The sequence below is a fragment of the Pseudomonas sp. URMO17WK12:I11 genome (assembly GCF_007677725.1).
Classification (GTDB): domain Bacteria; phylum Pseudomonadota; class Gammaproteobacteria; order Pseudomonadales; family Pseudomonadaceae; genus Aquipseudomonas.
In genome coordinates, this window is sequence record NZ_VEDF01000008.1 from 165,576 (window position 1) to 188,032 (window position 22,457).

Consider the following 22,457-nt stretch of genomic DNA (forward strand, 5'->3'; position numbering starts at 1 on the left):
GTTAGAAGACGAAAACAAAAAGCTCCATGTGATAAATAGACCGAGAATTGACCACGTACTGAACCCTTCTGCGGAAAATTGTAAGGGTGGCTTGAGTGTTTGTAATCGGTTGCTACTGTCCACTCTGCTTCTATACGCCGATCAATTTGGGATTGTACGGGGAATCGGAGTATCCAGGCTGTCCCAGGCTACTGGTCTGAATCGAGATCGAATAAAGGCCCAGGTGCACAAGCTGATCGCTCTGAGGGTCATGAGAGGGGTGATTCCGGGTGTTGCAACATCTGTTGTATTGGGCGTTTCAAAGTCAGTTTACTTTATTAATTTTCATCATGGGTTTTTTCAAAAAGGTAGTTCGGGAGCGATCGTGCTAACTTTCGTCTCGAAATCCAGTGGGGATTCGGGGGAGATGAGTGAGGTTGCAGCCATCATTGGCTCTGCGGGGCTTGGCAAAGGGCTGGAATTCGAGAGGCATAAAAAGTTTTCTGGAATACTGCCTGATAGCGATAGATTTAATGCGCTGGCGGGGTTGTTTTCTTCTTTAGCCAAGGATAGAAGCTCGTCGAGGGCGCTTCAGGTTAGATTGGAGGAGTACGCGTCAGGGCTACTGTCCAAGCATTGGAAAGCCTTGGAACTAGGTCAGTTTAATTCTGATGATGAATTGCAACTGCGAATCAAGAAAGATTTCAGTAAAGGAACGGGCACAGGGCGAGATTTCAAGGATGATGTCCTTCGAAGCGAGCTGTTTTTTGAGTTCGTTTATGTAGTCGCTGTTTTGATGGCTCGGCGTGTGCAGAGTTTGGTTTTAAGTGCTAAGGGTTTTGCGTACGAAATTGCCGGGTTGCAGATCCTGCCGAGTTTTGAGCCCGGTACATACTTTGGGCGGTTTGCTGTTGGCCGGTCTCTGTTGATTGTTCCTGGTAATAGTTTTCGAGCAGGAGAGTGCTATGTCATGAATGAGAGCAATCTTGGCGAGCCTACGTGTGAGAGGTTTTCAAGTGAGGAGGAGATGCCTGAGATTGACCGTTATCGTTTTGGCCTTCTTTTTCAGGTTCATACTCCCACGCGCTATCGGTATCGGGGGTAAATCGCTCTGTATGCCAGTAATGGTCAGTAACTCTTTACCGGCCTCCTAGATCCTGTGTACGGATTTGAGGAGTTGGTCATGCGCATACTTCGAATGAAAACAGTTATTGAAATTACTGGTCTGGCCCGATCTACGGTGTATAAGTACGTTGCTGAAGGGATATTTCCGAAGCCTATTTCGTTAGGCGGGCGCTCTGTTGGCTGGTTGGAGTCAGAGGTTCATTCCTGGATTCAGTCTAGGCTAGTTGAGCGAAATTAGTAGGTCTTGATGGGCTTGTTCTTGGCAGCTGGTCTGCTTCTTGTTTGCTTTATTTTCTTTCAATGAAAACATCATGTCCGGTTGACTCCCGGACATGATGTTTTTTTGCCGGACCTTTTGGTGGCGTTGTTTTTCTGGCTCTGAACAGGAATGCTTTAACTTTCTCTAGGGTTTATGCTTTTGGAGCTTTCGGTGCGGGTAGTATGCTTTAGTGTTCTAAGCGCTACTGTTTAATAACTCCTGCCTATCACTCATGCAGGGCCTGATATTGAATCATTAGGTTAAGGTCATAGATGTCCCTCTAACGGGTATCTATCATGAATGTCTACTTTATACCTTGCGGTTGGCAGTATGGTTTAGATGATCGATATTGAACTTTGGTATCTGCGTGATGAGCTCGTTGAGGTCTAGCTCAATGGGTTGCGGTGAGCGTGTAAATAACTACCAAGCCGACTGAAGATATGAACTTCAGTAGAGTAGGTAGTAACCATGCGTCGTTTTTCAGAGAACCGTAATCTTCGTTTGTACTCAGCAGATACTTTTCAGGGCCTGCCGATAATGGGTGAAAAAGGCCCTTTTATACTTGGATACCTTGAAGCCCTGAGTCGCACCATCAACCTTGCACTTGATCAGTATCCTAGGGTGATTGCGTTCAGGGTGGACCTGCGTCTTCCGCGTTTTGGGGGTATTCCGGATGATGCGTTGTCAAACCGTGTGATTAGTAGGTTCGTCGAGTCGTTCAAAGCAAAAATTGAGCACAATCGTGAGAAAGCACGTGAGCAGAACAAGTACGCCCATGACTGCAGGGTGCGTTACGTCTGGGCGAGAGAGAGGAGCGAGGCAGGGCGACAGCATTACCACCTGCTGATCCTGCTCAACAGGGACGCCTACTACACAATCGGGCGGTTGCAGCCACAGAGGCCGAACATGATCAGCCGCATGCAGGAGGCTTGGGCCAGTGCGTTGAAGTGCGAGGTTGAGCAAGTGAGGGGCTTGGTACATATCCCGTCTAATGCGGAATACCGAGTAGACCGGGAGGTCCGGCCAGGGAATGTGGATTACTTACCTGATCTGTTTCATCGTGCCAGCTACCTTTGTAAAGCTGCGACGAAGCGTTATGGGGAGGGCGCTCATGGCTTCGGATTCAGCCGAGGATAGAGGGTAAGTAGCTTGTTCCCAGTCCAGCCCTCAGGTCAGTTTGCCTTCCTGAGGGCTTGGAGGGCTTTGTCACTGAGGACAAATTCGAGCCCCTAATTCAAATTCTTGTTGCGTTGACTTCCTACAGGCAAAGCATTCGCGCATATTCAAACGCGTGTGAACGCCTTCCACTCAGTGTAAGCAGCAAGCGGAATCACTTGGTTTGTCACCGGTCATCGTGGGATTGGAATGTGGTCTGCCTAAGCAACAACCGGATAACAAGCATCACCCCATAGCGTTTCCGGGTTATCCAACATCAGCAAAATAATCACAGGCACCAGCTTGCCGAGGAGGTTCGAGCAGTCGCGCAGTTGATCCCGGTTCACACTGCTGTTCCAGGTTGCGCCCCCATGCATTACCTGGTTACGCAATGTATAGATTCGATTGAACAGAACACCGAGTACTGCTGGGGTATTGCGGTTGGCTAACGCTTGCTGCGCTGCTCGTCGACCGCTGGCAAACCGCTCGGTCCACTGTTGCTCGCTGATCTTGCCGTTCTGGTTGTCCCAGAAACTCTGAAATACGTAGGGGTTGTCCAGCAATGCGCGGATACTGCCTGAGAACTCGGACCAGACCAGGTTCTCGATCAGGTTGGCCGTGTCTAGCGCACAGAGTTTGTCCAGGAACGCCTTGAACGTGGACTGCTCGGAAAGTCGGAACTGCTCATCAATGTCCGTGGCATAGGCAGAGTTGAAGGCGATCCACAGAAAGATAAAGCGCCCATCAAGATCATCCGCCTGCTCGGCGCGATTCAGCCAGCTTAATGCGCGATGAACGCGCAAGGTGAGGTTGGGATGGTGGCCTTCACGTTCCTGGCGGTGACGGGCTTTGAGTGCTTGATGGTCCATGAAGTGCCGATCCTTGAAGTCGTGGGCGGTCGGTAAAGAGGTAGCGTGTGCCTGAAAACTTTACAGGTGGCCGGGCCAATCGCCGCTGGCGTTGAAAAGCGTCTATTCAGGGCATTAGAACCTGCTCAATTTGTTTACCTGTATAAACAGACAACGTGGACGTGGCCTGCCATTTTGCTTAGGGTATGGCCATTCGACATTGCCCGCAAGGCGGCCTGCATGAAGCGTGAACAGTTCCTGGCACAACCCGAAGTGGAATCTTTCGTTGCATGGCTGGCAGCCAACTTGCCGGCGCTCACGTTCAAGCTGCGCTTCAAGTCCAGCAAGTTTGTACCTGGCGGTTTGACGGTTGAAGTCCAGGGGATTGAGCGGGTACTTGAGCACTATCGCTGGAAGGCAAGCTGGCACGACTCCAACCAGAGTGTGGTTGAGTCTGAAACCTGGGCTGAAACCCAACGCTCTTTGGGGCAACTGCGTGAGTGGCTGACGAGTGCGGTCAACGCTGGTGATGAGCAACAAGCGCTTCAGGCGTGTTTGCAGATTCTTCGTTGGGGCGGCGTGCGGGGCGCCATTCCGTTCTTGCACCGGTTGGAGGCCAAAGACGAGTTGTCGGGCTACCTGAAAAAGATGGCCGGACTCATGACGCTCGACGGTGACAATGACCTGGATGACCTCGATGCTAGCAGTGTCGAGCGTTTCGATTCTGGCCTGACCAAGATTCACGCCTTGCTCGATTTGTCTGGTTCTCCAATCTATGACAGCCGTGTGGGCGCTGCGATTGCCATGTTGTATTCGCTGTTTCGCCAGCAGTGGGCGGGGCGTGGTAAACCCTTGCTGATGTTCCCGTCCGGCGGCGCGCGAGGCAGCCAGATCCGCAACCCGGGAGCGTTCTTGAACAGCGTGGCGGCGCCGCAGTTTTCGACGATCGACTATGCCGAGTGGGCGCGTTGGCAAGTGCGCTTGGGCTGGATTATTCGAGCGCTGCTCGAGCGTACCAATTGGTTTGCTGGGCAAGGGACTCTCCCCGCGCGTTGCCATGCCTTCGAGGCCAGCCTGTTCATGCTTGGCTATGACCTTCGCTGCTTTGGTCTGGCGCTGGCGTCTAATTCCATAGCGGGTAAGCCAGAAGTCGAGGCGCAGGACTGCGAGCGTGGAGGCAATAATTGGGTGCCCACGGGGCATCCTTTCAGCCAGGTTCTCAAGGATTATCTGGCCTTCCGCTACAGCGGTGCTCTCGATAACAAAGCCTCGTTTGTTGAATGGTTGGTGGCCCAGCCGCGTGACGAGAAGCCGCTCACGCGTACCACTGCACAGGGCTACTGTTTCCCGTTTTCCATTGAAGAGTTCGACTTGTTCGGCCGACCGCTTGCACAGCTTGAGCGCATCGTCGCCGGTGGTGAGGACGGATTGCGTGCGGCCCTGGCTACCGAGGCCCTCGAGCCGTTCACAGTCGGTGATGAGCGCGTCAGTGTCTGCTTGGTGGATGTGTTGATCACGGGCAACGCGTATGCGCGAGCGACGACCGACAAGGATCGTGTCGACTACATCGTGAGTGCCGGCTATGCCGGTACCGAGAACTCTGCAAGGACACTCATGGCCCTGGGGCGTAACGTGGGCAAGCACTTCGGCCTGCTTGATGCGCAGCACTCGCCAACGAGTCTGTTCGAGCAGTTTTACCAGGACTGCTCGCTCGACGCCTGAGCAACACACGCAACATTTGCGCAGCACCATGTGCCCCTTGGCCTTTCACAGGGTGGAATACAACCATGCAAACCCGGAACGGCGTTCAGTTGTATTCCGCCTCAGACATCTGTGGTTTTCTGGAGTGCCAGCACCTAACGGCACTGGACCTTCAGCATCTTGTTGCCCCTATGGAAAAAGCGCCGGCAAGCGAGCAGAACCGCCTGATCCAGGGCAAGGGGCTCGCTCATGAAGCGACGTTTCTTGAACGACTCAAACGCGAAAATGCTCACGTAGTCGACATTGCCGAGGGCAATCCGAGTTTCGCGCGGCGGGTGGAACTGACCATTGAGGCCATGAAGGCTGGTGCGGACATCATCTTCCAGGCTTCGCTCCAGGAAGGTGCCTTTATTGGGCATGCCGACTTCCTGCGTAAGGTGCCGCGGGCGTCGACGCTGGGCGATCATAGCTATGAGGTGATCGACACCAAGCTGGCCAAGTCTGCAAAGGCCAAGTTCCTTGTGCAGGTTGCGCTTTACTCGCGAATGCTGATTGCAATCCAGGGCATACAGCCGCAGTTCATGTATGTCGTACTGGGTGATTCTGCGCGTACGGAGCAGGCGTTTCGGGTCGCTGACTACGCCGATTATCTGGAGCAAGTGCTGCAGCGTTTCACGGCGTTCGTGAATGGTGACGGACAACCTGTGACGTACCCGGAGCCATGCGGGCATTGCGGGTTTTGTGTGTGGCGCGATCGCTGTGACGAACAACGGCTGCAAGACGATCACCTCTCGGCAGTCGCTGGCATCAGCCGCTCGCAAATCAAGAAATTGCAGGCTGGTGGTGTCACCACATTGCAGCAGTTGGCGAACAGTACCGATGACTTGCGCATCCCCAAGTTGCAAGTGGAGTCGCTGGGCAAGTTGCGCCATCAGGCGCGTTTGCAGTTCCAGGGGCGCTCCAGTGATGGCCCGTTGTTCGAGTTTCTGCCGGTCGTGGGGAAAAGGCGTGGTTTTAACCGAATGCCCACGGCGGTTGAGGGCGATCTGTTCTTCGATATGGAGGGCAATCCGCTGGAGGAGGGCGGCCTGGAATATCTCTTCGGTCTGTATATCGACGAAGGTGGCCAACAATCCTTCAAACCCTTCTGGGCACATAGCCGAGAGGCAGAAAAGATCGCGTTCGAGCAGTTCATCGACTGGGTCATCGCTCACCTCAAGCGTTACCCCAGCGCACATGTCTACCACTATGCCAGCTATGAAGAGACGGCCATCAAGCGCCTGATGAGCCAGCACGGTACACGCGAGGCACAAGTGGACTGGTTGCTGCGCAACGGCAAGCTGATCGACCTCTACAAGGTTGTGCGCGAAGCGATCCGGGTGTCTGAGCCCAGCTACTCGATCAAGAACATCGAGCATTTTTACATGGGGCAGCGAGACGGCGACGTTACCAATGCCGGTGCGAGCATCGTGTTTTATGAGCGTTGGAAAGAGACTGGCGAGTCGGCGTTGCTCGAGCAGATCGAGCGGTACAACGAAGACGACGTGCTATCCACCTATCTTCTGCGCAACTGGCTTTTGAGCATTAAACCGTCGGATGCGAGCACTCTCTCCGAGCCTGAAACAGAAAGCGAGAAAGCTGTAGCGGAACAAAAGGAGATTGAGGTTCGTCTGGAAAGCTATCGCGATCGTTTGCTCGCTGGCTTGCCCGCCGCCGAATGTGCCCTGAGCGAAGCGGATCAAGTCAGGTTGCTCACCTTCCAGCTGCTTGACTTCCACCGTCGGGCAGACAAGCCGATATGGTGGCAGTTGTTCAGCCGTCAGGACATGACCACTGAGGAGCTGCTGGAGGATATCGAGAGCCTGGCCGGTTTGCGGCGTACAAAAACGCCGCCCGAACCGATCAAGAAATCATTTCTGTTTGAATACAGTTTCGAACCTCAAGAAAGCAAGATGCGCACGGGTTCCCAAGGCGTCATCACAGAGTCCCTGTCCAATGTGCAGTTGGTTAACCTGGACAGTAACGCGTGTCTGGCGATGTTCAAAGCCACCGCGCACAACGCGCCACCGGATGATTTCGACATGATTCCCGGCAGGCCGATTCCATCGACTTCGCTGCGCGAGGCACTGTTTCGCTATGCCGACAGCGTCTTGGCCGGTGAGCAGCGCTTCCAGGCGGTGTCGGACTTTCTCCATCGACGCGCTCCGCGGGTGAAAGACGTCCAGCCGGGTGCGCCACTACTGGATCCACGCCTGACGACGACGGATGCCATCAAGCAGGTGGTACGCAATCTTGAGAACAGCGTGCTGTTTATTCAAGGGCCGCCGGGTGCCGGCAAGACCTACACGGGCTCGCACGTCATTGTTGACCTGCTCAAAGCAGGCAAGCGCATCGGTGTGACCTCCAATTCGCACCATGCCATCAACAACCTGTTGTCTGCTGTTGAGTCTCGCGCACAAGCAGAGGGCGTTGCATTCAAGGGGTTGAAAAAGTCATCGGAGGGAGAGGGCACTGAGTTCACTGGTTGCTGCATTCGCTCCATCGAAGACAAAAAGGATTTCCTTGATGCCTGGGGGCCGGGAATTGACCTGACTGCGGGTACTGCCTGGCTATTTGCCGACGAGACCTTCACCGAGGCGTTGGATTACCTCTTCATCGACGAGGCCGGTCAAGTGAGCGTGGCGAACCTGGTTACCATGGGCATTGCGGCACGCAACATCGTCTTGATGGGCGACCAGATGCAATTGTCGCAACCAGTGCAAGGCGTGCACCCTGGCCGTTCCGGTGACTCTATCCTCGATTATCTGCTGGATGGCACGCCCACCATTGCGCCTGATCGTGGGGTGTTTCTGGCGCAAACCTGGCGGATGCATCCGCACGTTTGCTCATTCATTTCTCATGCGGTGTACGAAGGTCAACTGTCGTCGGCACCAAGAGCCGAGCGGCAGGTGTTGCGACTGGATGGCCAGCGCCCGGACGTACCGGGCAGCGGACTGATGTTTTGCCCTGTGGAGCACGACGGCAACGGCCAGAGTTCCGATGAAGAAGCCGCATACGTCAAAGCGCTGTACACGTACTTTCTGCAGCAGCGCTATGTGGATAACACCGGCGAGGAGCACGCTGTGTCTCTCGAAAACATCCTGGTCGTGGCGCCCTATAATTTGCAGGTACAGCTGTTGAAGCAGGTGCTGCCGGCGGGTGCGCGCGTCGGCACTGTGGATAAGTTTCAGGGGCAAGAGGCAGAGATTGTCATCGTCTCGATGGCGACGTCGAATGAAGACTACCTGCCCAGGGACATCGGCTTCCTGTACTCGAAAAACCGTTTGAATGTAGCGGTCAGCCGGGCGAAGTCGCTGGCTTGTATTGTCGCCAGTCCTGATCTGACGGCCATTCGTTGCCAGACGCCGCAAGACATGAACTTGGTCAACGGCTTGTGCATGGCGGTCAGGTACGGAACGGTCGACGAAACCCGTCAATCCCAAGAGGTTTTGCTATGAAAAATCTGTTCGCAATTATCGGTGTCATCGTCGTTGCCGAGAAGGGCTACCAGTTTGTCCGTGAATACATGGAGATGAAACAGGAGCTGGACCGACGTGCTTCTGATTCGGCCTGACAAACGCCGATAACGTCGACAACTCCGTCTTTTTCTGCTTCCAACGGGTGTCTGCTTCGGCCAAGTTGGCGCGACCGTTCAGCTAAGGTCCCATTTCAATGCGAGGTTCGTGATGTGTAACGACCAAGAGGATGGTCGCTCGGATGACCCAGGTCCCGCGCAAGTTAGAACCGAGGATGAGGTCGAATACAGCGAGGAATTCGCCGCCATGATTCTGGAGCAGGAGGCGAAGGGCTGCTTTCAGGAAATTGATGTCGATGACATGCTCGCTCTGCTCGACCGCATGATCATCGAGGCCCAAGGCGTGGGGCGGAAACTACAGTGACTGGGGACAAACCTGACTGTTGATACAGATGTCGTCAGCCGGTTTGGCTGAAATCCTCGACGGCTGGATCTCTTCTTGGCTGGCCGCGGGTGAGTCGTCCTCCGAATCGGGTTGAGCAGATACACCCGCGGCTGAACGAGCATGAGCCGGCCATCGACGAGGGGCGTCATGCCCCTCGTATCAGAGATTTGAGCGTCAGTCATTCATCAGCCACGGCCTCAATTCCTTGAGGTTGCTCACTACAACTTGCTGGGCCTCAGGGCTCGTCGCCAGGTTGCGCGGGTCGATCTGATAACGCTGCAACACATACTTCACCAAGGCCCTGCGGCTGGGCACCACTAATTGTCCTTGCGTCATCCCGAAGTCGGTTTCGATGATTGCCTTCTGCGCCTCGTTCAATCGCCCATCGGGCTCGAAGATAACCGGAATCTCGACATTCCAGTCTTCATCCAGCTCCCGTGTGTTCGGCGATTCGTCGAGCAGGTCCGGCTGCCCGCGCAGGCGGCTGAGCACGAAGTCGCGGTACTGGCCATTCTTTTCGCAGTAGGCCCGCACATGCCAGCGCATGCCGGTGTACACCAGCGTGTGAGGGGCGATGAGGCGAACCTCTACGTTCGGGGTATTGAACGACACGTACTCGGTTTCCAGGCGCAGGCCTTCGCGGCAGGCCTTGAGCAAGGGGCGCAGAATCTCCGGTCGAATGGGGCGATCCGGCACTTCCAATACCTTGGTGTGCGCATAGGCCAGTGCCAGTCCATCAATGTGCGGGGCACGCTCATTGTTCTGATAGAGCAGGTGCAAATAGGCGCTGGCACTGTCGTCGATGAACAGGGGTTTGAACTGCTTGCTCGGCACATACCCCTTGAGCTGCTTGTCATATGTCAAGTTTTTGGGCGCATGCTCGGTGATGTAGGTATTGATGTCCTTGGATGCCTGCTGGCGGCTGATGCCAAAGCTCTGCATCAAGTGCCCCGTGGTCAGCCTGCCTTCCCACCAGGCAACGGTCTCGATCAAACGATAGCGAAGTGCCAGGTCCCAGCGTACCTGTTCAACGGATTGCTTGCGTTTCATACCCTCTCCATGTGCGCGAATACTTTACCTGTATAAGTCTACATTCTAGACCTGTCGTTTATAGCTACATATCGTGTGTCTGTCTTCGAAATAAATTGAAGTCACGAAAGGATGTGGACATGACTATGTCTGAAGCGGTTTCGACAGGGGCTTTGGTGTTGATCGGGGTGATCCTGACGGTGCTCCTGATGCAGTACCTGAGGTTGCGAGAAATCTGGCACGTGGCGCTTGCCTGCCGCCAGGACGCACGTTGGGCGCGGATCTGGGAGATGGAAAACCGGGAGCTACGTTCGGCACTGCGTGCTGAGAAAGCGCACATCGAGCAGTTGCAAAGCAAGCTGGTGATTTTGCAGAACTTGATCTCTGCAGAGCGATAAGGGAAGTGCATGAACAGACTTGAACGGATCAAAGGCTGCCTGCTGGGTGGTGCTGTCGGAGACGCGCTTGGCGCCCCCGTGGAGTTTCTTGAGTGGCCTGCCATCGAAGCCAAGTTCGGTCCGCAGGGCATCATTGATTTTGCCCCGGCTTACGGCAACACCGGCGCCATCAGCGACGAAACGCAGATGATGCTGTTCACCGCAGAAGGTTTGCTGCGCGCTTTTGTGCTTGGCAGTTTACGGCAGGCGTGCCATGTCCCGAGCATTGTTCACCAAGCGTTGCTGCGCTGGCTGATGACCCAGGATTACCCCTCTGCGATACCGATCGTCACAGATGGCTGGCTGATCAAGCAAGTCGAACTCTGGTCTCGTCGCTCCCCAGGCACAACTTGCCTGAATGCACTAAAGGCCAGCGCGCGGTTGGGAGCGGTTGCCGAGAACAACAGCAAGGGCTGCGGCGCCTTGGTACGTGTTGCACCCTGTGCATTCTTTGCCAATGCATTTGACTACGCGGCGCAGTCTGGACGCCTGACGCACGGGCATCCGACGGGCTACCTGGCGGCAGGGCTATTCGCCGACATTCTTCAGCGTGTTGTCGAAAGACAAGACAGCCTGGAACACGCGGTAACTCAAAGCTTGGCCAAATATGGGCAAGTACCTGGTATGGAAGAAACGCGCAGCCTCATCGAGCGCGTGCTGTTTTTCTACTACGAGGGCTATACACCCACCCCGCAACGCATTGGCGACCTTGGCGGTGGGTGGGTTGCCGAGCAGGCGCTGGCGATTGGACTGTGGTGTGCGCTGACAGCACGATCACTCGAAGAAGGGGTGATCACGGCGGTGAATCACAGTGGCGATAGCAACAGCACAGGGCTTGTCGCCGGGCACTTGTTGGGTGCCCAGTATGGTGCTGCTGCCATTCCTGCCCGCTGGTTCGAACGCCTGGAACTGCGCCAGGTGATCGTGCAGGTAGCCGAGGAGCTTGAGCGTGTTCCACGTGATTACTGCGGGGTTGGTGGCGCGTTCGACGAGCAGATCGAATTGGCTTATCCGGGCAGTTGAATGCACCGATGGCAATACATCAGCGAAGAGACCAAGGAGCTTTAGAATGCCCATCAAACCCAGGCCCTTCACCTTTGAATGTGAAGGATGCGGTTGGACAAAGACAGTGGCACCGCAAAGTGATGTGCTGATGCCCGGCGAGTGGTTTGACCAGTGCCCGAGGTGCGGGAGCAAGGCACTGAAGATGCGCACCGCAGGGTGGCTTGAAGGGGCGTTGGCGGAGTTGCTGGCGCGGCGGCGATTTTGAGCGCACAGGCCAGGGTTCAGCGCCCTGGCCAGCAACGGCCTGCCAGCAGGCAGGCCTGGGTTAGTAACACGCTGTGTGCCGGCGTTTAGCGGCGTATTCGAGTGCGAAGGAAGTCATCAGGCTCGACAGAGGTTCTGGTGCGAACGAGTTCGCAAACCTCCAGGGCTTTTCGAGCGGCCAGCTTGAGCGTTCGACGAAGGCCTTCGCATTCATCAACGAGTTTTTCCAGCCCGGAAGAATCGAACATTTGCTCAGAGATGGGGAATGCTCGATCAATTCTGTCAAACAGCGCCGTTCCGCCTATTTCCAGCGCATCGAGCTTGAACGCATTGAACTCGCCCTTGCGGCCTTCCAGTTGCGCAATATCGGCCTGGATGGCCTGCTTGTAGGCATCGAATACGGTATCGAGCTTGCTGTTAACCTTGCCGACTACATCCACTTTACGGTTGATCGAGCGCAGGAACTGCTCGAACGTCAGGCCGCTGGAGGGGTAGTCTTTCTTGCGCGTGGACGAATAGGCGCACATGCCGGCGTACTCGATACCCGCGAAACTCAGGTCGTCGGCTACTTGCTCCATGATCTCGAGAATATCGTCCTGAGACTTCACATCCGCCTTGTTCAACACGATATACAGCGACTCTGCGCGGAACGGCGTGGACTCGATGAACTCGATGTCGGACTGGTCGATGGTCCCGGCCGGGTCAAGGCCGATGACCCAGACCAGCGCCGATGCCTGATTGACCAGGGAGGCTGCAGTGCTACGGTCGGAGGCCGCGGCCCCACCCGTGGTACCCGGGTTGTAGCCGGGCGTATCGATGATGCACAGGTTGCCGAACAGCTCCGGGTCCATGGGAACCTTGACGCTGATGAAGGGCAGGATGCGCCGCAGGTCGAAGCCGAAGGCCTGAACATATTCGTGGCACATCGACGCGTACAGGCTGGGCTCCAGGTCGATGGCCCCACCGTTATACGAATAACCCTTGATCCGGGTTTCTTCGGAGCACACCACGTAGCTGGGGACCACGGTCACCGGGTTGATGCCGGTCGCCAACTTCACGCTCGGGTTACGGATGAAGCTGTTGACGAACGCCGACTTTCCGCTGCTGAAACCACCCGCAATGCTCAGGATGGTTTTGCCGGCAATGCTCGGGAAGTTGTTCAGCATCTGCATCTCGGCGAGGATCGCCTGCATGTCGAGCACTGCTTGGGCTTCACCGGCCAACGACGATTCTCGGCTGGCGAACTCCATGTAGTCGTGGTTGATCAGGTCGGCGAATTTGGCCAGCTCTTCATTACCGGGCGGTTGCTGGGCCAGGACTTTGCTCACCAGGGAAAATTTCTCGGTTAGCGACAGGTGCTGCTTGTTGATGTCGGCGTAGTTGTCTTCCAGGTGCTGCTGGGAGGCCTTCAGTTGTTCGGTCAGGCTTTCCAGTAGGTCGACGTTCTGCTCCGTGGAAATCAACTGGTTCTTATGTTCCTCCAGGTACGTCTCCAGCTCGGCAATTTGTGCCAGCGCCTGTGCCTTGCGTTCCTCCAGCTCGGCCGCATTGGCTCGTTCTGCCTGCAACTGGGTTGTTAGCGCTTCATTGTCCGACTCCAGCGAGTCGATCTGTACAGCCTGCCCGGTGCACTGTTCGGCCAACTGCTGTTTGGCGTCGGTCAGTGCTTCGATCTGCTGTTGCGCGTCCGAGAGGGTGTGCCCAAGTTCAGCGATACGCTGTTCTTTTTCCACCAGCGCCTGCTTGCGATCTGCTAGCTGCTGTTGAAGGGTGGCGATCTCGGCAAGCGCCTGGTCCTTGCGTGCTTCCAGCTCTGCCGTATTGGCCTGTTCTGCCTGCAACTGGTCGCTGAGCGTCTCATTGCGCGACTCCAGCGTGCGGATCTGCTCAGTCTGCTCGGCGCACTGCTCGGTCAACCGCTGTTTGACGTTGTTCAGCGCTTCGATCTGCTGTCGAGTATCGGCCAGGGTGTGCTGGAGTTCCTGAATGCACCGCTCTTTGTCGACAAGCTCCTGCTTGTGATCGGCAAGGTGCTCTTCGAGCTCTGCGATCTGGGCCATGGCCTGAGCCTGCCGCTCTTCCAGATCCTTGGCGTACACCTTGGCCTGGGCCAGTGCGAGCATAGCCTTCTGGAGCTTGCCCTTCTCCTGCGCTAACGCTTCGGAGGTCGAGGCCAAATTGGTTGTTTCAAGCTGCAACGCATCGACTAGCGAGCCGTTGCGCGATTTTAGCTCGCCGATTTCGTCGTTCTGGCCCGCGCACAGCGCGGACAATTGCTGATTGGTGCTGAAAAACGTGTCGAGCTGGCACTGGGCATCATCCAGGTGGCCCTGAAGTTCAGCTGCCAGCTTCTTGCGTTTGAACTGCCAGAAGCGGGACAGCGACTCCAGCGTCGAGCGTGCCTGTTCATGAATGGCTGGCGGGTTGCTCACAGGGTGACCTCTTCGGCCTTGCGTGCCAGACGTTCAAGCCGGTCAATGGTTTGAGCCGCGTTGTCGACCTGATCCTTGAGCACATTGATCCGGCGTTGAATCTCATCGACGAAGGAGTTGGAGATGGTGGAAGGTGCGTTGCGTTCAACATCGTTGATGAACGAACTGATCTTGCTTTTGACCTTGCTACCCAACGAGCCGATGAAGTCATCGGCGGCATCCTTGAAACGTTCGGCCTCGTAGCCCTTGAGCGTGCCGTTGCTTTTCAGGGAGTCAGGCAACGAAATGCCCAAGTCAAAGTCATCGTCAGGAATCGATTGAATGATCGAAAGAATCGCGAGCTTGATCATTTGCGCATTGGCATCCTGTTCAAGCACCTCACGGATCTTGGGCGTGAGGGTCCGGGCCAGTTCTTCGTTCAACCCGCGATGAGAGCTCTCCACCTTGGCGCCCAGCTCATCCTGGATGTCGTTCATGAACTCGTTGATGGTGGAGATGACCTGGCTACTGATGATCTTGGCGCGGACGACCGTTTTCTCGGTAGTGCCGCCGCCCCAAAGCTTGCGGGCAAACCAGCTGCCAACCCCAGGGTTGTCGACGACAATGGTTTCACTGAAAGAGCCTTCCGCGTCTTTGACAGTGGACTGCGTCTCGCGAAGCAATTGCGCAGCTGTCTTGCGCATGTCGTCACGCAACTTCTGGCGGTAGTCGGCCATGGTGTATTTGAAGCTGACATCCAGTTCCAGCGAGAGATCCAGTCGCTTCGATTCCAGCGAAGCCAGTTGTTCGTCCAGCTGATCGACGTTGGCGTTCTTTATCTGGATGACCTGGTTGCGTGCCAGGGTGATGATCAGCGCCTTGAATGCCTCAAGGTTCTTTTGTTTGCGAACCATCAGGTTGGCGATTTTTTCCCGCGTGATCTCCGTTTTCTTCTCGCGGACCTGGGCAAGCATGGCGTTGATCGCGTCAATGTTTGCCAAGCTGTCCAGGCTGCTCAACGACAGTGCTTGGTTGTCACGAGTGAAGTAATCCGGGTAATCGGTGGACAGGTTGTCCCAGGTCACCTGCTCGTTCGAGTCCCAGGTTTCGGGCGTTTCGAAGCGGCGGTTGAGGCTGTGGCACAAGCCGGAGCTATGCAGCAGGTTACGGTGTACCGATCCGATCAGGTTGTCGAACACCGAGCCCACTTCCGGGCTGCTCATCTTGAGGTCTGCAAGGGTGCTCTGTGCCCGTGCCGACAGCTGGGCACGGATGGCTTCCACGGCATCGCTCAAGCGCGCGCGTTTTTCGCTGCCGTACAGTTGTGTGTCGATCTGGCTGGCCACCAGTACCAGTTCCTGAATGCCTTCCTTCTGGGTAATACGCCCCATCACCTCAAGGTCTTGCTCATTGAGGAACTGGCCGGCCGGGCTGACGATGAACACCACGTCGCAGGTTTTCAGCAATTCGACCGTGCGCTCTTCGCGCGACTGGACCGGATCGTTCATGCCGGGGGTATCGATGATGCAGATATCGCGTAGTGCCTCCAGCGGCATGGCGACATGAACCGTCTTGGTGAACGGCATGTACGTGCCGTCGGCACCGACATAGTTGTGCAGACGAGCCGCCAGCTCTTTCGGGTTACCTGCCTGAATCTCGCTGTGCAAGTGCAGGGTGGCCGCATCGAGCCCTGACCTCTTCATGCGCTGGAACTGGTCGTATGCCGCGAACAAGCCTTCTTCGCGTTGCAGTTCGCTCAAGGCTTTTTTATCGGCCATGATCGTCAGTTGCGCCATATCGAGGGGCGCGCTATTGGCTTGGGCGTTACGACGCCTCACCAGCTCTTCCAAGCATTCGCGCTTGCGCGTGGCAAGGCGTTGCTCGAACTGGTCCGATTTGAAGCGGATCGCGGCGATGTCCGTTTCGCTGTAGAACTCAACCTTGGCCTGGAACACTTCGCCCCAGGTAATGGTGGTCAGTGCAGCGGTCATGGGTGTTGCGGCCTTCGGCAGGATCGGTTCGCCATTAAAAATCAGCGCATTGAGCAGCGATGACTTTCCGGCTTTCACACGACCAACAATACCGATGTTCATCAGCCGGTTCTGGTCCTGCAACGTCTGGCACGCTTGCGCGAGCTGTTGCGGTTGGTCGATGCCGTTCAGCCGCTTGAACTGCTCGATTTCGCGCTCAAACAGGTCCTGGTTGCTTGCTGCCAGCGTGTGCAGGCTTTCGCTAAAAGCGACGAGTGATTGGTAAGCCATTATGTCGTTCGCCTTACTTGTAGAGGTGTTCGTTTGCAGCGGCTTTTACTGCGGTGGCAAGGTTTTCCAGCACAGCAGTCTTCTCGCTGATCTGCGCTTCAAGCTGCAGGCTTTCCTGTGCAATTGAGTCGATCACATGCTTTTGCTTGGTGATCTGCTCTTCGAAACCGTCGCTGATCTTCTTCAGCATGGCGTTGAGCTGCTCGTCGATGATTGCAGGAATTTTTCCGCGCAGTTCCGCCTTGATGTTGGGGAACACTTCGCCGGTCAGTTTCTGGCGAAACTTCTCGCGCTCGTTACCGCCACCGTTAAACATCTTGAGAATTTCGGGCAAGAAGATGATCACCAGCTCTACCAGCGGATTGACCACGGTGGTGGTGACAGCGAGCACGGTAGAGAGGCTGCGGTAGAGCATGACGCCGCTGTTCTTGTCTTCCTCGGCACGATTGCTCAGGCGTGTCGACCAGTCGCTGAGCATTTCTGTGGTGCGCTCCAGCGAGAACTTGACTTTGTTGGAAAGTTCCTCGCTCCAGTTGCCGCTGATGTCCAGTACGGACATCTGGCTGCTGGTGGCACTGAGGTTGCTGGCAATCCGGTCGACCATGTTGGTGGAGATGTCCTGCACTTCAGATTTGATCGTGCTGGACAGGCTGCTGCGGATGATGTCGGAGAGTGCATTCGACAGGGCACTCGGGTTCTTGCTGCTGCCCAAGGTGACCAGCTCGTCGAGGGAGTCATTAAGCGCGTTGTCCAGGCCGCGCAGGCTACGGTCGAGCATTTTTCCCGAGTAGCGATCTTTCAGGTCTGACTCGACGTCTTTGCGTTGCTCCAGCAGCTTGGCCAAGGCCTGCTCGAGTGCGCGTGCGGTTTGCTCGCTCTCGGCCTTGTCCTTTTTCAGCATGCTCAGCGCCAGGTTAATCTGCGCCAGTACTTCGAAGTTCTGGTCCTTGAGGATGTCGATGAACAGGCGCGAGAACAGCACGTCAGGCTGCAATGCGGTCAGTGCATTTGTCAGTTCTTCACCACCACGGTTGCCGATAGTGATGCTGCGGTAGTGCTCGCCGAAATACACCCCGAGCTGGTCGTCAATGTAGGCCTGCACGTCTTCAACCTGGTCGGCGGCGCGCAGGTTGCATTTGCTCAGCAGGAAGGTGAAATCGGTGTTGTAGGTTTTTAGCTCGTCGAGTTTGCGCAGCATCGACTGCGTAATGTTGCCGTCCTCGATGCTGGTCAGCACCACGAAGTGCACACCGCGCGGCAGGTAGTAAGCAATGGCCTTATTGTGGTTTTCCAGCGATGAGCCGAAGCCCGGCATGTCGACCAGCACCAAGGGCGCAATGGCTTTCAACGCCTCGCTGTCGAGGTACAGGCGCAAGTGTGAAAACTCGCTGGAACGACGATTGATGGTACTCAGCGCTTCAACAGGCAAACGTTCCTGCACACCGTCGGGTTTGATTGCCAGCAGATAGGGCTCAGATGAATAACGCAGTTCGGTCGCCAGTTCAGTTTCCGGCGCGATTCCAACTGGCAAAATGTCCTGGCCCATCAGCGCGTTCAACAGCGAGCTTTTACCGGCGCTGAAGGCCCCGATTACGGGCACCACAAGCTCGGTCTCCATCACTTTTGGTAGCAATGACTGATCGAATGAAAACGCTTGGTCATTGAGCAGCACCTGCATTTTCTTCAAGTAAGTGGCGAACTCTTTCTGGCTTTCGAGCATGGTGATATTCCTTTAAGTGTTGATGGTCTGCGCGAAGGCATGGCATAGGGTGCACAGAGGCTTATGCGTTGGGATATTCAAGTAATCGCTGGTCTTTTCTCGTCGTGCGAGAAGGGGGCCGGCCCGAGAAGGTTACAACCGCAGTTGCCGCATTCGGGTCGCGTTCAGGGCCGTTCACGAGGTCAGTGCGTCACTGCTTGGCTCGTGGTCTTGTTACAGAAGCATTGAGTGCAATGGAAGGGGAGGGCAAAGGCATGCACACGTCCTTGTCTGTAGGGTGTTGATCGCGCATGCCCAATAACTGATGGCATATCGCTTCCCGGATGAGATTGCGTTGGGTGACCAATAGATCGGCGCTATCTGTTCTGTCTGTATGATGGCACTTTGATTCGGTATGGTAAACTGTCAACAAAACGCCCATATCCCGGGGTTTTCTTCAGATGCAGCGCTCATTTTCAAGGCCTTGCGCGGAGGTGCATGATTGAAATATTTACCTGTATGCTTAACCAGCATTCAGGCGCTGCACGTGTGACTGCAAGCGGTAGGGATAAAACGAAAGCCGGCCAAGCTACTTTCTCGCCAAAAAGCATTTGGCGAAGGCTTCATTTTTTTGGCGGCGAAATGTAATTAAAGCTTAAGGAGTTTGAGGCCAGGGCGATATGCTCCTTAACGCGAAATTTGGCGGACACCGAGTAATGGCGGGAATAAAATCCAGACGCAGTTAAAGCATTGATTGCGGCCTTTGCAGGCGACTCCCGTCTTCGTGCGGATGTATGCGAAGCGTAGGGCTCCCAAGGCCCTCACCCAACTCCGCGGCACTTTGCTGTCTCGCCTGATCTCCGACCAGCTGCGTTTACTGGAGGCGGAGTCGAATCTGGAGAACACTCTGTGAGCGATTTTGTAAGCGATTCGGAAAGCAAGAAATTCAAGGGCTGGATGATTGCAATGGGAAAGATGCCAAGTACCGCCACCACCTACCCGGCTAGAAATCTTCAAGGCCAGGTCGGAACGACCGTTTCGCAATAGGCAATGAGCATTGATCCGCCAGGCTGGATTCCCTCCGGGTGGCTTACACCAAGCTCGCCTGCCCTTCCTATTTCGCATAGGCTGCAGCCGCCCGCCGGAATGTGTCTCCCATCTGCTGGCGTAACTCCGGCGGTTCCTGGACTACCAACGAATCACCCAAAGACAAAATCCACCAGTGTAGTTGCCAGGTATTGTTGACGGTCGCCTGTACCTGAAAACCATTAGACAGTTCATTTAGCACCATGTCCGTGCTCAACGGCGTCTCTCGAATCAACCTTGCCTGGTGTTCGCTCACCCAGGCCTTGAGTTGGATCTTCTCCGGTTTTCCAAACTGCAAGGCGTCAGTGGCCAGGTAGGTTTGCAGTTCGAACGTCTCCAGCCCTTGGCACGGAGTTTCGAGTACCGTTACCGCGCGAAAGCGATGCACCGCGAACTGACGGACATCTGTATAGGGTACGGCGGTGGCGATGAGATATGTGATCAACCCACGCTGGACAATGGCCAGGGGGTTGAGAGTCAGTTCACTGAGTTTGTCGGTGTGTGCCGAATAGTACTGACAATGGACTTGCTGCTCGCTGATCAGGGCGTGTTGCAGTGCCTCCAACATTTCTGCCTGAATTTCCGGTGCTCGAAGATTGAAGTCTGGTCGAACGCTCGCCACTTTGTTGGGCCAGCGGGCGGCTGGGTTGCCGTCTTCGAGGCCTTTGAGCTTTTGCCGGGCATGCTCGAAGCGTGGTTCCAGCGCGCTCAACATGCTGCCTGGAAGGAGCGGGCGCACGGCATCTTCGACCAGCGCCAGACTGACGGCTTCAGTCAGGGTGATGCCCTGCAACTCGACGCTCACGCCCGGCTTCCAATACCAACCGAAGGGCGTTCCACCGTCGTTGCACTGCAACGGAAATACCAGCGACAGGTCACGCAGGTCGCGCTCGATGCTGCGGCGGCTGATAGAGTAGCCTGCGGTCGTAAGTCGGGCCAGCAGCTCACTCACTGTGATGCCGGGAGCGCGTTTCGGCAGCTGCCGCAGCAGCTCCCATTGCCGATTCAACGCGCTGTGGGTCTTAGCTGAAGGCAAGAGAATCATCCTTGTAGTTTCGAAGCTGGCCTTTGGCTAGCAAGAGCGCTTAGTCTGCCTAACGGCGAAAAACCTGCAAGCTTTAGTTTGTCCACTGCCCGAAACCGATGGGGCGCTGTTGCCCCGTGGGCTTCAAGCGGCATTCGGCAATCAACGCGGTGGCCAGCTCGTTGGCGTTGGCGAAGGGTTTGAACCGCCCGCGTCTCGCGGCGGCGGCGAAGTCGCCGGGAGTCAGGCAGGTTTCCCCACCCAAGCGCGCTGCAGCAGCGTTTTGCGGGTCCTTGAGCGCCAGTGCCTTGAGGTGGGCGCAAAACAGTGCCTGCACCTGGGCGGCTTTCAGGTAGCCGAAATGCACCTTGAGGTCGAAGCGGCGCAAAGAGGCTTCATCCAGGTCGCTCATCAGGTTGGTCGAGGCAATGAACAGTCCTCGATAGCTTTCCATTTGCGTGAGCATTTCATTGACCGCTGTGACCTCCCAGCTTTGCCGCGCCTTGCGCCGGTCCTGCAGAAAGCTGTCGACCTCATCCAGTAGAAGAACCGCGTCTTCTTGCTGGGCACGATCGAATGCCTGCGCCAAATTCTGCTCGGTCGTACCCACGTAGGGCGATACCAGGTCGGAGACGCGCTTAACCATCAAGGTTTTGCCCAGCTCTTGCGCCAGCCAGTGGCCAAACGCCGTTTTGCCAGTGCCCGGCGGCCCGTAGAAGCACAGGCGTGCCTGGGCGTGGGAGCGCAAGCCGTCGACCAGCCCGTCGAGGGGCTGGTCTGCGTTTATCCAGGCGGGCGAATAGAATGCTGGCAGCAAACGCTCATTGCACTGCAGCTTCTCGAAGCCTTGTGCTTTCAAGGTGCCGTCGACGATGCAGCGGATGGTGTTGTCCAGCACCTTGCTGGCGCGCGGCGCTACGCTGCGCCCCACGCGCACCGCACGCTCCAGTACGGCCGGTGTCACCTGGTCATGCGCGCTGAGGTGTTCCACCAATGCATTGCCCAACTTGCCTGCGCCACATTCACGCAGCATTTGCTGACGCTGTGCCAGGGGCGGATTCGGGATTTCAATGACCAGGTCGAAGCGGCGTATATGGGCAGCGTCGATGGCTTCAATGCTGTTGCTGAGCCAGAAGCACGGCAGGGTGTTTTCTTCCAGCATGCGGTTGATCCAGCCCTTCTGCGAGCGCTTGCCGGTTTCGGCGCTGGCGGCCTGGAATATATCTTCGATTTCATCCAGTACCAGCAAGGCGCGTTGCGCATGCAACACGCTATTGGCCGCGCGCAAGGAACACAGGCGTTGCTTTGCCGATACCGGGTCGCCGAGGCTATCGGTGCAGGCCACCTCATACAGCGCGCAGCCCAGGGTTTTTGCAAGCAGCCGGCTTAGTTGCGTCTTGCCCGTACCGGGTGGGCCGTAAAGCAGAATGTTCACACCTGGGCGCGGCTGGGCGAGGACCTTGCTCAGGTAGCGTTCGGCGATGGTCAACGGCTGCCTGACATGGCTGTAGTGCTCTGCGTTCAAGGTGCCAGGCTGACTCAGACGGAATGCGTAGGCAAACAGCTCCAGCGGTGTACCTCTGCTGAAGCGCAGGAGGCCAGGCAGGTCTTGGTTGCTCACCGACAACATCGAGCTCAGCGCCATTGCCGCACGGTGGCTGGTGCTGATTTCCAGCAGGCCGGTGCGCATCAGTGGGCTGTTGTGGGCTAGGCAGGTTTCCACAGTCGGCAGTGGCAGCCCGAGCAGTACGGACAGCACTTTCATTGCACGTTTGAACCCCAGCATCCCCAACTGGTCCGTGGCATCGCTGAGGGTCGGGTCGCAGTGCATCAGTACGCAGAAGCCGAGCACTTGAAGCTCCGCTTCGGACAGGCCCAACAGCACCCTCAGCGCCTCAAGATTGGCCGCCAGGTTGTCTGGGTAGTCTACCTGCGGATGAGTGGCCTGGAAGGTACGAGCGCTCTTGCGTAGAGCTGCCAAGGCAGGGGCGGGTTTGTATTGGTCATCGTCCAACCATTTCTCCAGGGCCAGCTCATAGGCCAGGTCATCATCATTGAACCCGTGTCGGCCAATGAAGGTGCGATGCCCCCCCAGATCCAGCAGCAGCTGGAAACTCCATTTCAGAGAGAGTGCGCAAGTGTCGACAGTGCGACGGCCGTCGAAGACAAAGGGGGGGAATCGAGTACCCATGGTGGACGTCCTGATGCTTCGGAG

15 protein-coding genes are annotated in these 22,457 nt (G+C 56.2%); 8 read left to right on the forward strand and 7 right to left on the reverse strand.

The window, feature by feature from the left end; genetic code table 11:
* Nucleotides 1-223: 223 nt before the first annotated feature.
* The 3 genes from FS665_RS16660 (at nucleotide 224) to FS665_RS16670 (ending at nucleotide 2,500) form a co-directional block, all read left to right on the forward strand.
* Nucleotides 224-1,084: a hypothetical protein gene (locus FS665_RS16660; RefSeq protein WP_124084220.1), complete on the forward strand. Its 861-nt coding sequence runs from the start codon at nucleotides 224-226 to the stop codon at nucleotides 1,082-1,084.
* Nucleotides 1,085-1,162: 78 nt separating this feature from the next.
* A complete protein-coding gene (locus FS665_RS16665) occupies nucleotides 1,163-1,342 on the forward strand; it encodes an AlpA family transcriptional regulator (protein ID WP_023442851.1) in 180 nt (59 codons plus the stop codon).
* Between the two features lie 489 nt (nucleotides 1,343-1,831).
* The gene (locus FS665_RS16670; RefSeq protein ID WP_060546511.1) at nucleotides 1,832-2,500 is read left to right on the forward strand and encodes an inovirus Gp2 family protein; all 669 of its coding nucleotides are present in this window, start codon (nucleotides 1,832-1,834) and stop codon (nucleotides 2,498-2,500) included.
* 239 nt (nucleotides 2,501-2,739) lie between these two features.
* Here the strand turns inward: FS665_RS16670 and FS665_RS16675 are convergent, their stop codons facing one another.
* The gene (locus tag FS665_RS16675; protein ID WP_033968774.1) at nucleotides 2,740-3,387 is read right to left on the reverse strand and encodes a HEPN domain-containing protein; all 648 of its coding nucleotides are present in this window, start codon (nucleotides 3,385-3,387) and stop codon (nucleotides 2,740-2,742) included.
* Between the two features lie 219 nt (nucleotides 3,388-3,606).
* On the opposite strand from FS665_RS16675, the gene FS665_RS16680 reads away from it, so the two are divergent.
* From FS665_RS16680 to FS665_RS16690, 3 genes are all read left to right on the forward strand, one after another.
* A complete protein-coding gene (locus tag FS665_RS16680; protein ID WP_058162729.1) occupies nucleotides 3,607-5,088 on the forward strand; it encodes a hypothetical protein in 1,482 nt (493 codons plus the stop codon).
* 65 nt (nucleotides 5,089-5,153) lie between these two features.
* Complete coding sequence (locus FS665_RS16685) at nucleotides 5,154-8,564, forward strand: TM0106 family RecB-like putative nuclease (RefSeq protein ID WP_060546514.1); 3,411 nt, start codon at nucleotides 5,154-5,156, stop codon at nucleotides 8,562-8,564.
* Between the two features lie 228 nt (nucleotides 8,565-8,792).
* The gene (locus tag FS665_RS16690; protein ID WP_034100785.1) at nucleotides 8,793-9,005 is read left to right on the forward strand and encodes a hypothetical protein; all 213 of its coding nucleotides are present in this window, start codon (nucleotides 8,793-8,795) and stop codon (nucleotides 9,003-9,005) included.
* Between the two features lie 195 nt (nucleotides 9,006-9,200).
* Here FS665_RS16690 and FS665_RS16695 read toward each other — a convergent pair whose 3' ends face one another.
* On the reverse strand, nucleotides 9,201-10,076 hold the full coding sequence (locus FS665_RS16695; RefSeq protein WP_024947249.1) for a WYL domain-containing protein: 876 nt from the start codon (nucleotides 10,074-10,076) through the stop codon (nucleotides 9,201-9,203).
* A gap of 119 nt (nucleotides 10,077-10,195) precedes the next feature.
* Between FS665_RS16695 and FS665_RS16700 the strand changes: the two genes are divergently transcribed.
* A complete protein-coding gene (locus FS665_RS16700; protein WP_024947250.1) occupies nucleotides 10,196-10,453 on the forward strand; it encodes a hypothetical protein in 258 nt (85 codons plus the stop codon).
* A gap of 9 nt (nucleotides 10,454-10,462) precedes the next feature.
* On the forward strand, nucleotides 10,463-11,515 hold the full coding sequence (locus tag FS665_RS16705) for an ADP-ribosylglycohydrolase family protein (protein WP_060546516.1): 1,053 nt from the start codon (nucleotides 10,463-10,465) through the stop codon (nucleotides 11,513-11,515).
* A gap of 332 nt (nucleotides 11,516-11,847) precedes the next feature.
* On the opposite strand, the gene FS665_RS16715 is transcribed toward FS665_RS16705, so the two are convergent.
* The 5 genes from FS665_RS16715 to FS665_RS16735 all read right to left on the reverse strand — a co-directional run bounded on the left by FS665_RS16715 (nucleotide 11,848) and on the right by FS665_RS16735 (nucleotide 22,433).
* Nucleotides 11,848-14,193 carry a dynamin family protein gene (locus FS665_RS16715; protein WP_145190684.1) on the reverse strand — a complete coding sequence of 782 codons (2,346 nt, stop codon included), beginning with the start codon at nucleotides 14,191-14,193 and terminating at the stop codon, nucleotides 11,848-11,850.
* Complete coding sequence (locus FS665_RS16720) at nucleotides 14,190-16,433, reverse strand: dynamin family protein (RefSeq protein ID WP_145190687.1); 2,244 nt, start codon at nucleotides 16,431-16,433, stop codon at nucleotides 14,190-14,192. Before FS665_RS16720 ends, FS665_RS16715 begins: the two co-directional genes overlap by 4 nt.
* A gap of 13 nt (nucleotides 16,434-16,446) precedes the next feature.
* Nucleotides 16,447-18,153, reverse strand: a complete 1,707-nt coding sequence (locus tag FS665_RS16725) for a dynamin family protein (RefSeq protein ID WP_060546520.1) — start codon at nucleotides 18,151-18,153, stop codon at nucleotides 16,447-16,449.
* A gap of 1,093 nt (nucleotides 18,154-19,246) precedes the next feature.
* Nucleotides 19,247-20,254 carry a YafY family protein gene (locus tag FS665_RS16730; RefSeq protein WP_060537832.1) on the reverse strand — a complete coding sequence of 336 codons (1,008 nt, stop codon included), beginning with the start codon at nucleotides 20,252-20,254 and terminating at the stop codon, nucleotides 19,247-19,249.
* An 82-nt stretch (nucleotides 20,255-20,336) separates the two neighbouring features.
* Nucleotides 20,337-22,433: an AAA family ATPase gene (locus FS665_RS16735; protein ID WP_060546522.1), complete on the reverse strand. Its 2,097-nt coding sequence runs from the start codon at nucleotides 22,431-22,433 to the stop codon at nucleotides 20,337-20,339.
* Between the last annotated feature and the right edge of the window lie 24 nt (nucleotides 22,434-22,457).

Excerpts from the sequence above, each read along its gene's own strand:
- FS665_RS16675 (WP_033968774.1), bottom strand. The coding sequence starts at position 3,387 with ATGGACCATCAAGCACTCAAAGCCCGTCACCGCCAGGAACGTGAAGGC.
- FS665_RS16735 (WP_060546522.1), bottom strand. The coding sequence starts at position 22,433 with ATGGGTACTCGATTCCCCCCCTTTGTCTTCGACGGCCGTCGCACTGTC.
- FS665_RS16700 (WP_024947250.1), top strand. The coding sequence starts at position 10,196 with ATGACTATGTCTGAAGCGGTTTCGACAGGGGCTTTGGTGTTGATCGGG.
- FS665_RS16705 (WP_060546516.1), top strand. The coding sequence starts at position 10,463 with ATGAACAGACTTGAACGGATCAAAGGCTGCCTGCTGGGTGGTGCTGTC.
- FS665_RS16665 (WP_023442851.1), top strand. The coding sequence starts at position 1,163 with ATGCGCATACTTCGAATGAAAACAGTTATTGAAATTACTGGTCTGGCC.
- FS665_RS16695 (WP_024947249.1), bottom strand. The coding sequence starts at position 10,076 with ATGAAACGCAAGCAATCCGTTGAACAGGTACGCTGGGACCTGGCACTT.
- FS665_RS16725 (WP_060546520.1), bottom strand. The coding sequence starts at position 18,153 with ATGCTCGAAAGCCAGAAAGAGTTCGCCACTTACTTGAAGAAAATGCAG.
- FS665_RS16670 (WP_060546511.1), top strand. The coding sequence starts at position 1,832 with ATGCGTCGTTTTTCAGAGAACCGTAATCTTCGTTTGTACTCAGCAGAT.
- FS665_RS16685 (WP_060546514.1), top strand. The coding sequence starts at position 5,154 with ATGCAAACCCGGAACGGCGTTCAGTTGTATTCCGCCTCAGACATCTGT.
- FS665_RS16680 (WP_058162729.1), top strand. The coding sequence starts at position 3,607 with ATGAAGCGTGAACAGTTCCTGGCACAACCCGAAGTGGAATCTTTCGTT.
- FS665_RS16720 (WP_145190687.1), bottom strand. The coding sequence starts at position 16,433 with ATGGCTTACCAATCACTCGTCGCTTTTAGCGAAAGCCTGCACACGCTG.
- FS665_RS16690 (WP_034100785.1), top strand. The coding sequence starts at position 8,793 with ATGTGTAACGACCAAGAGGATGGTCGCTCGGATGACCCAGGTCCCGCG.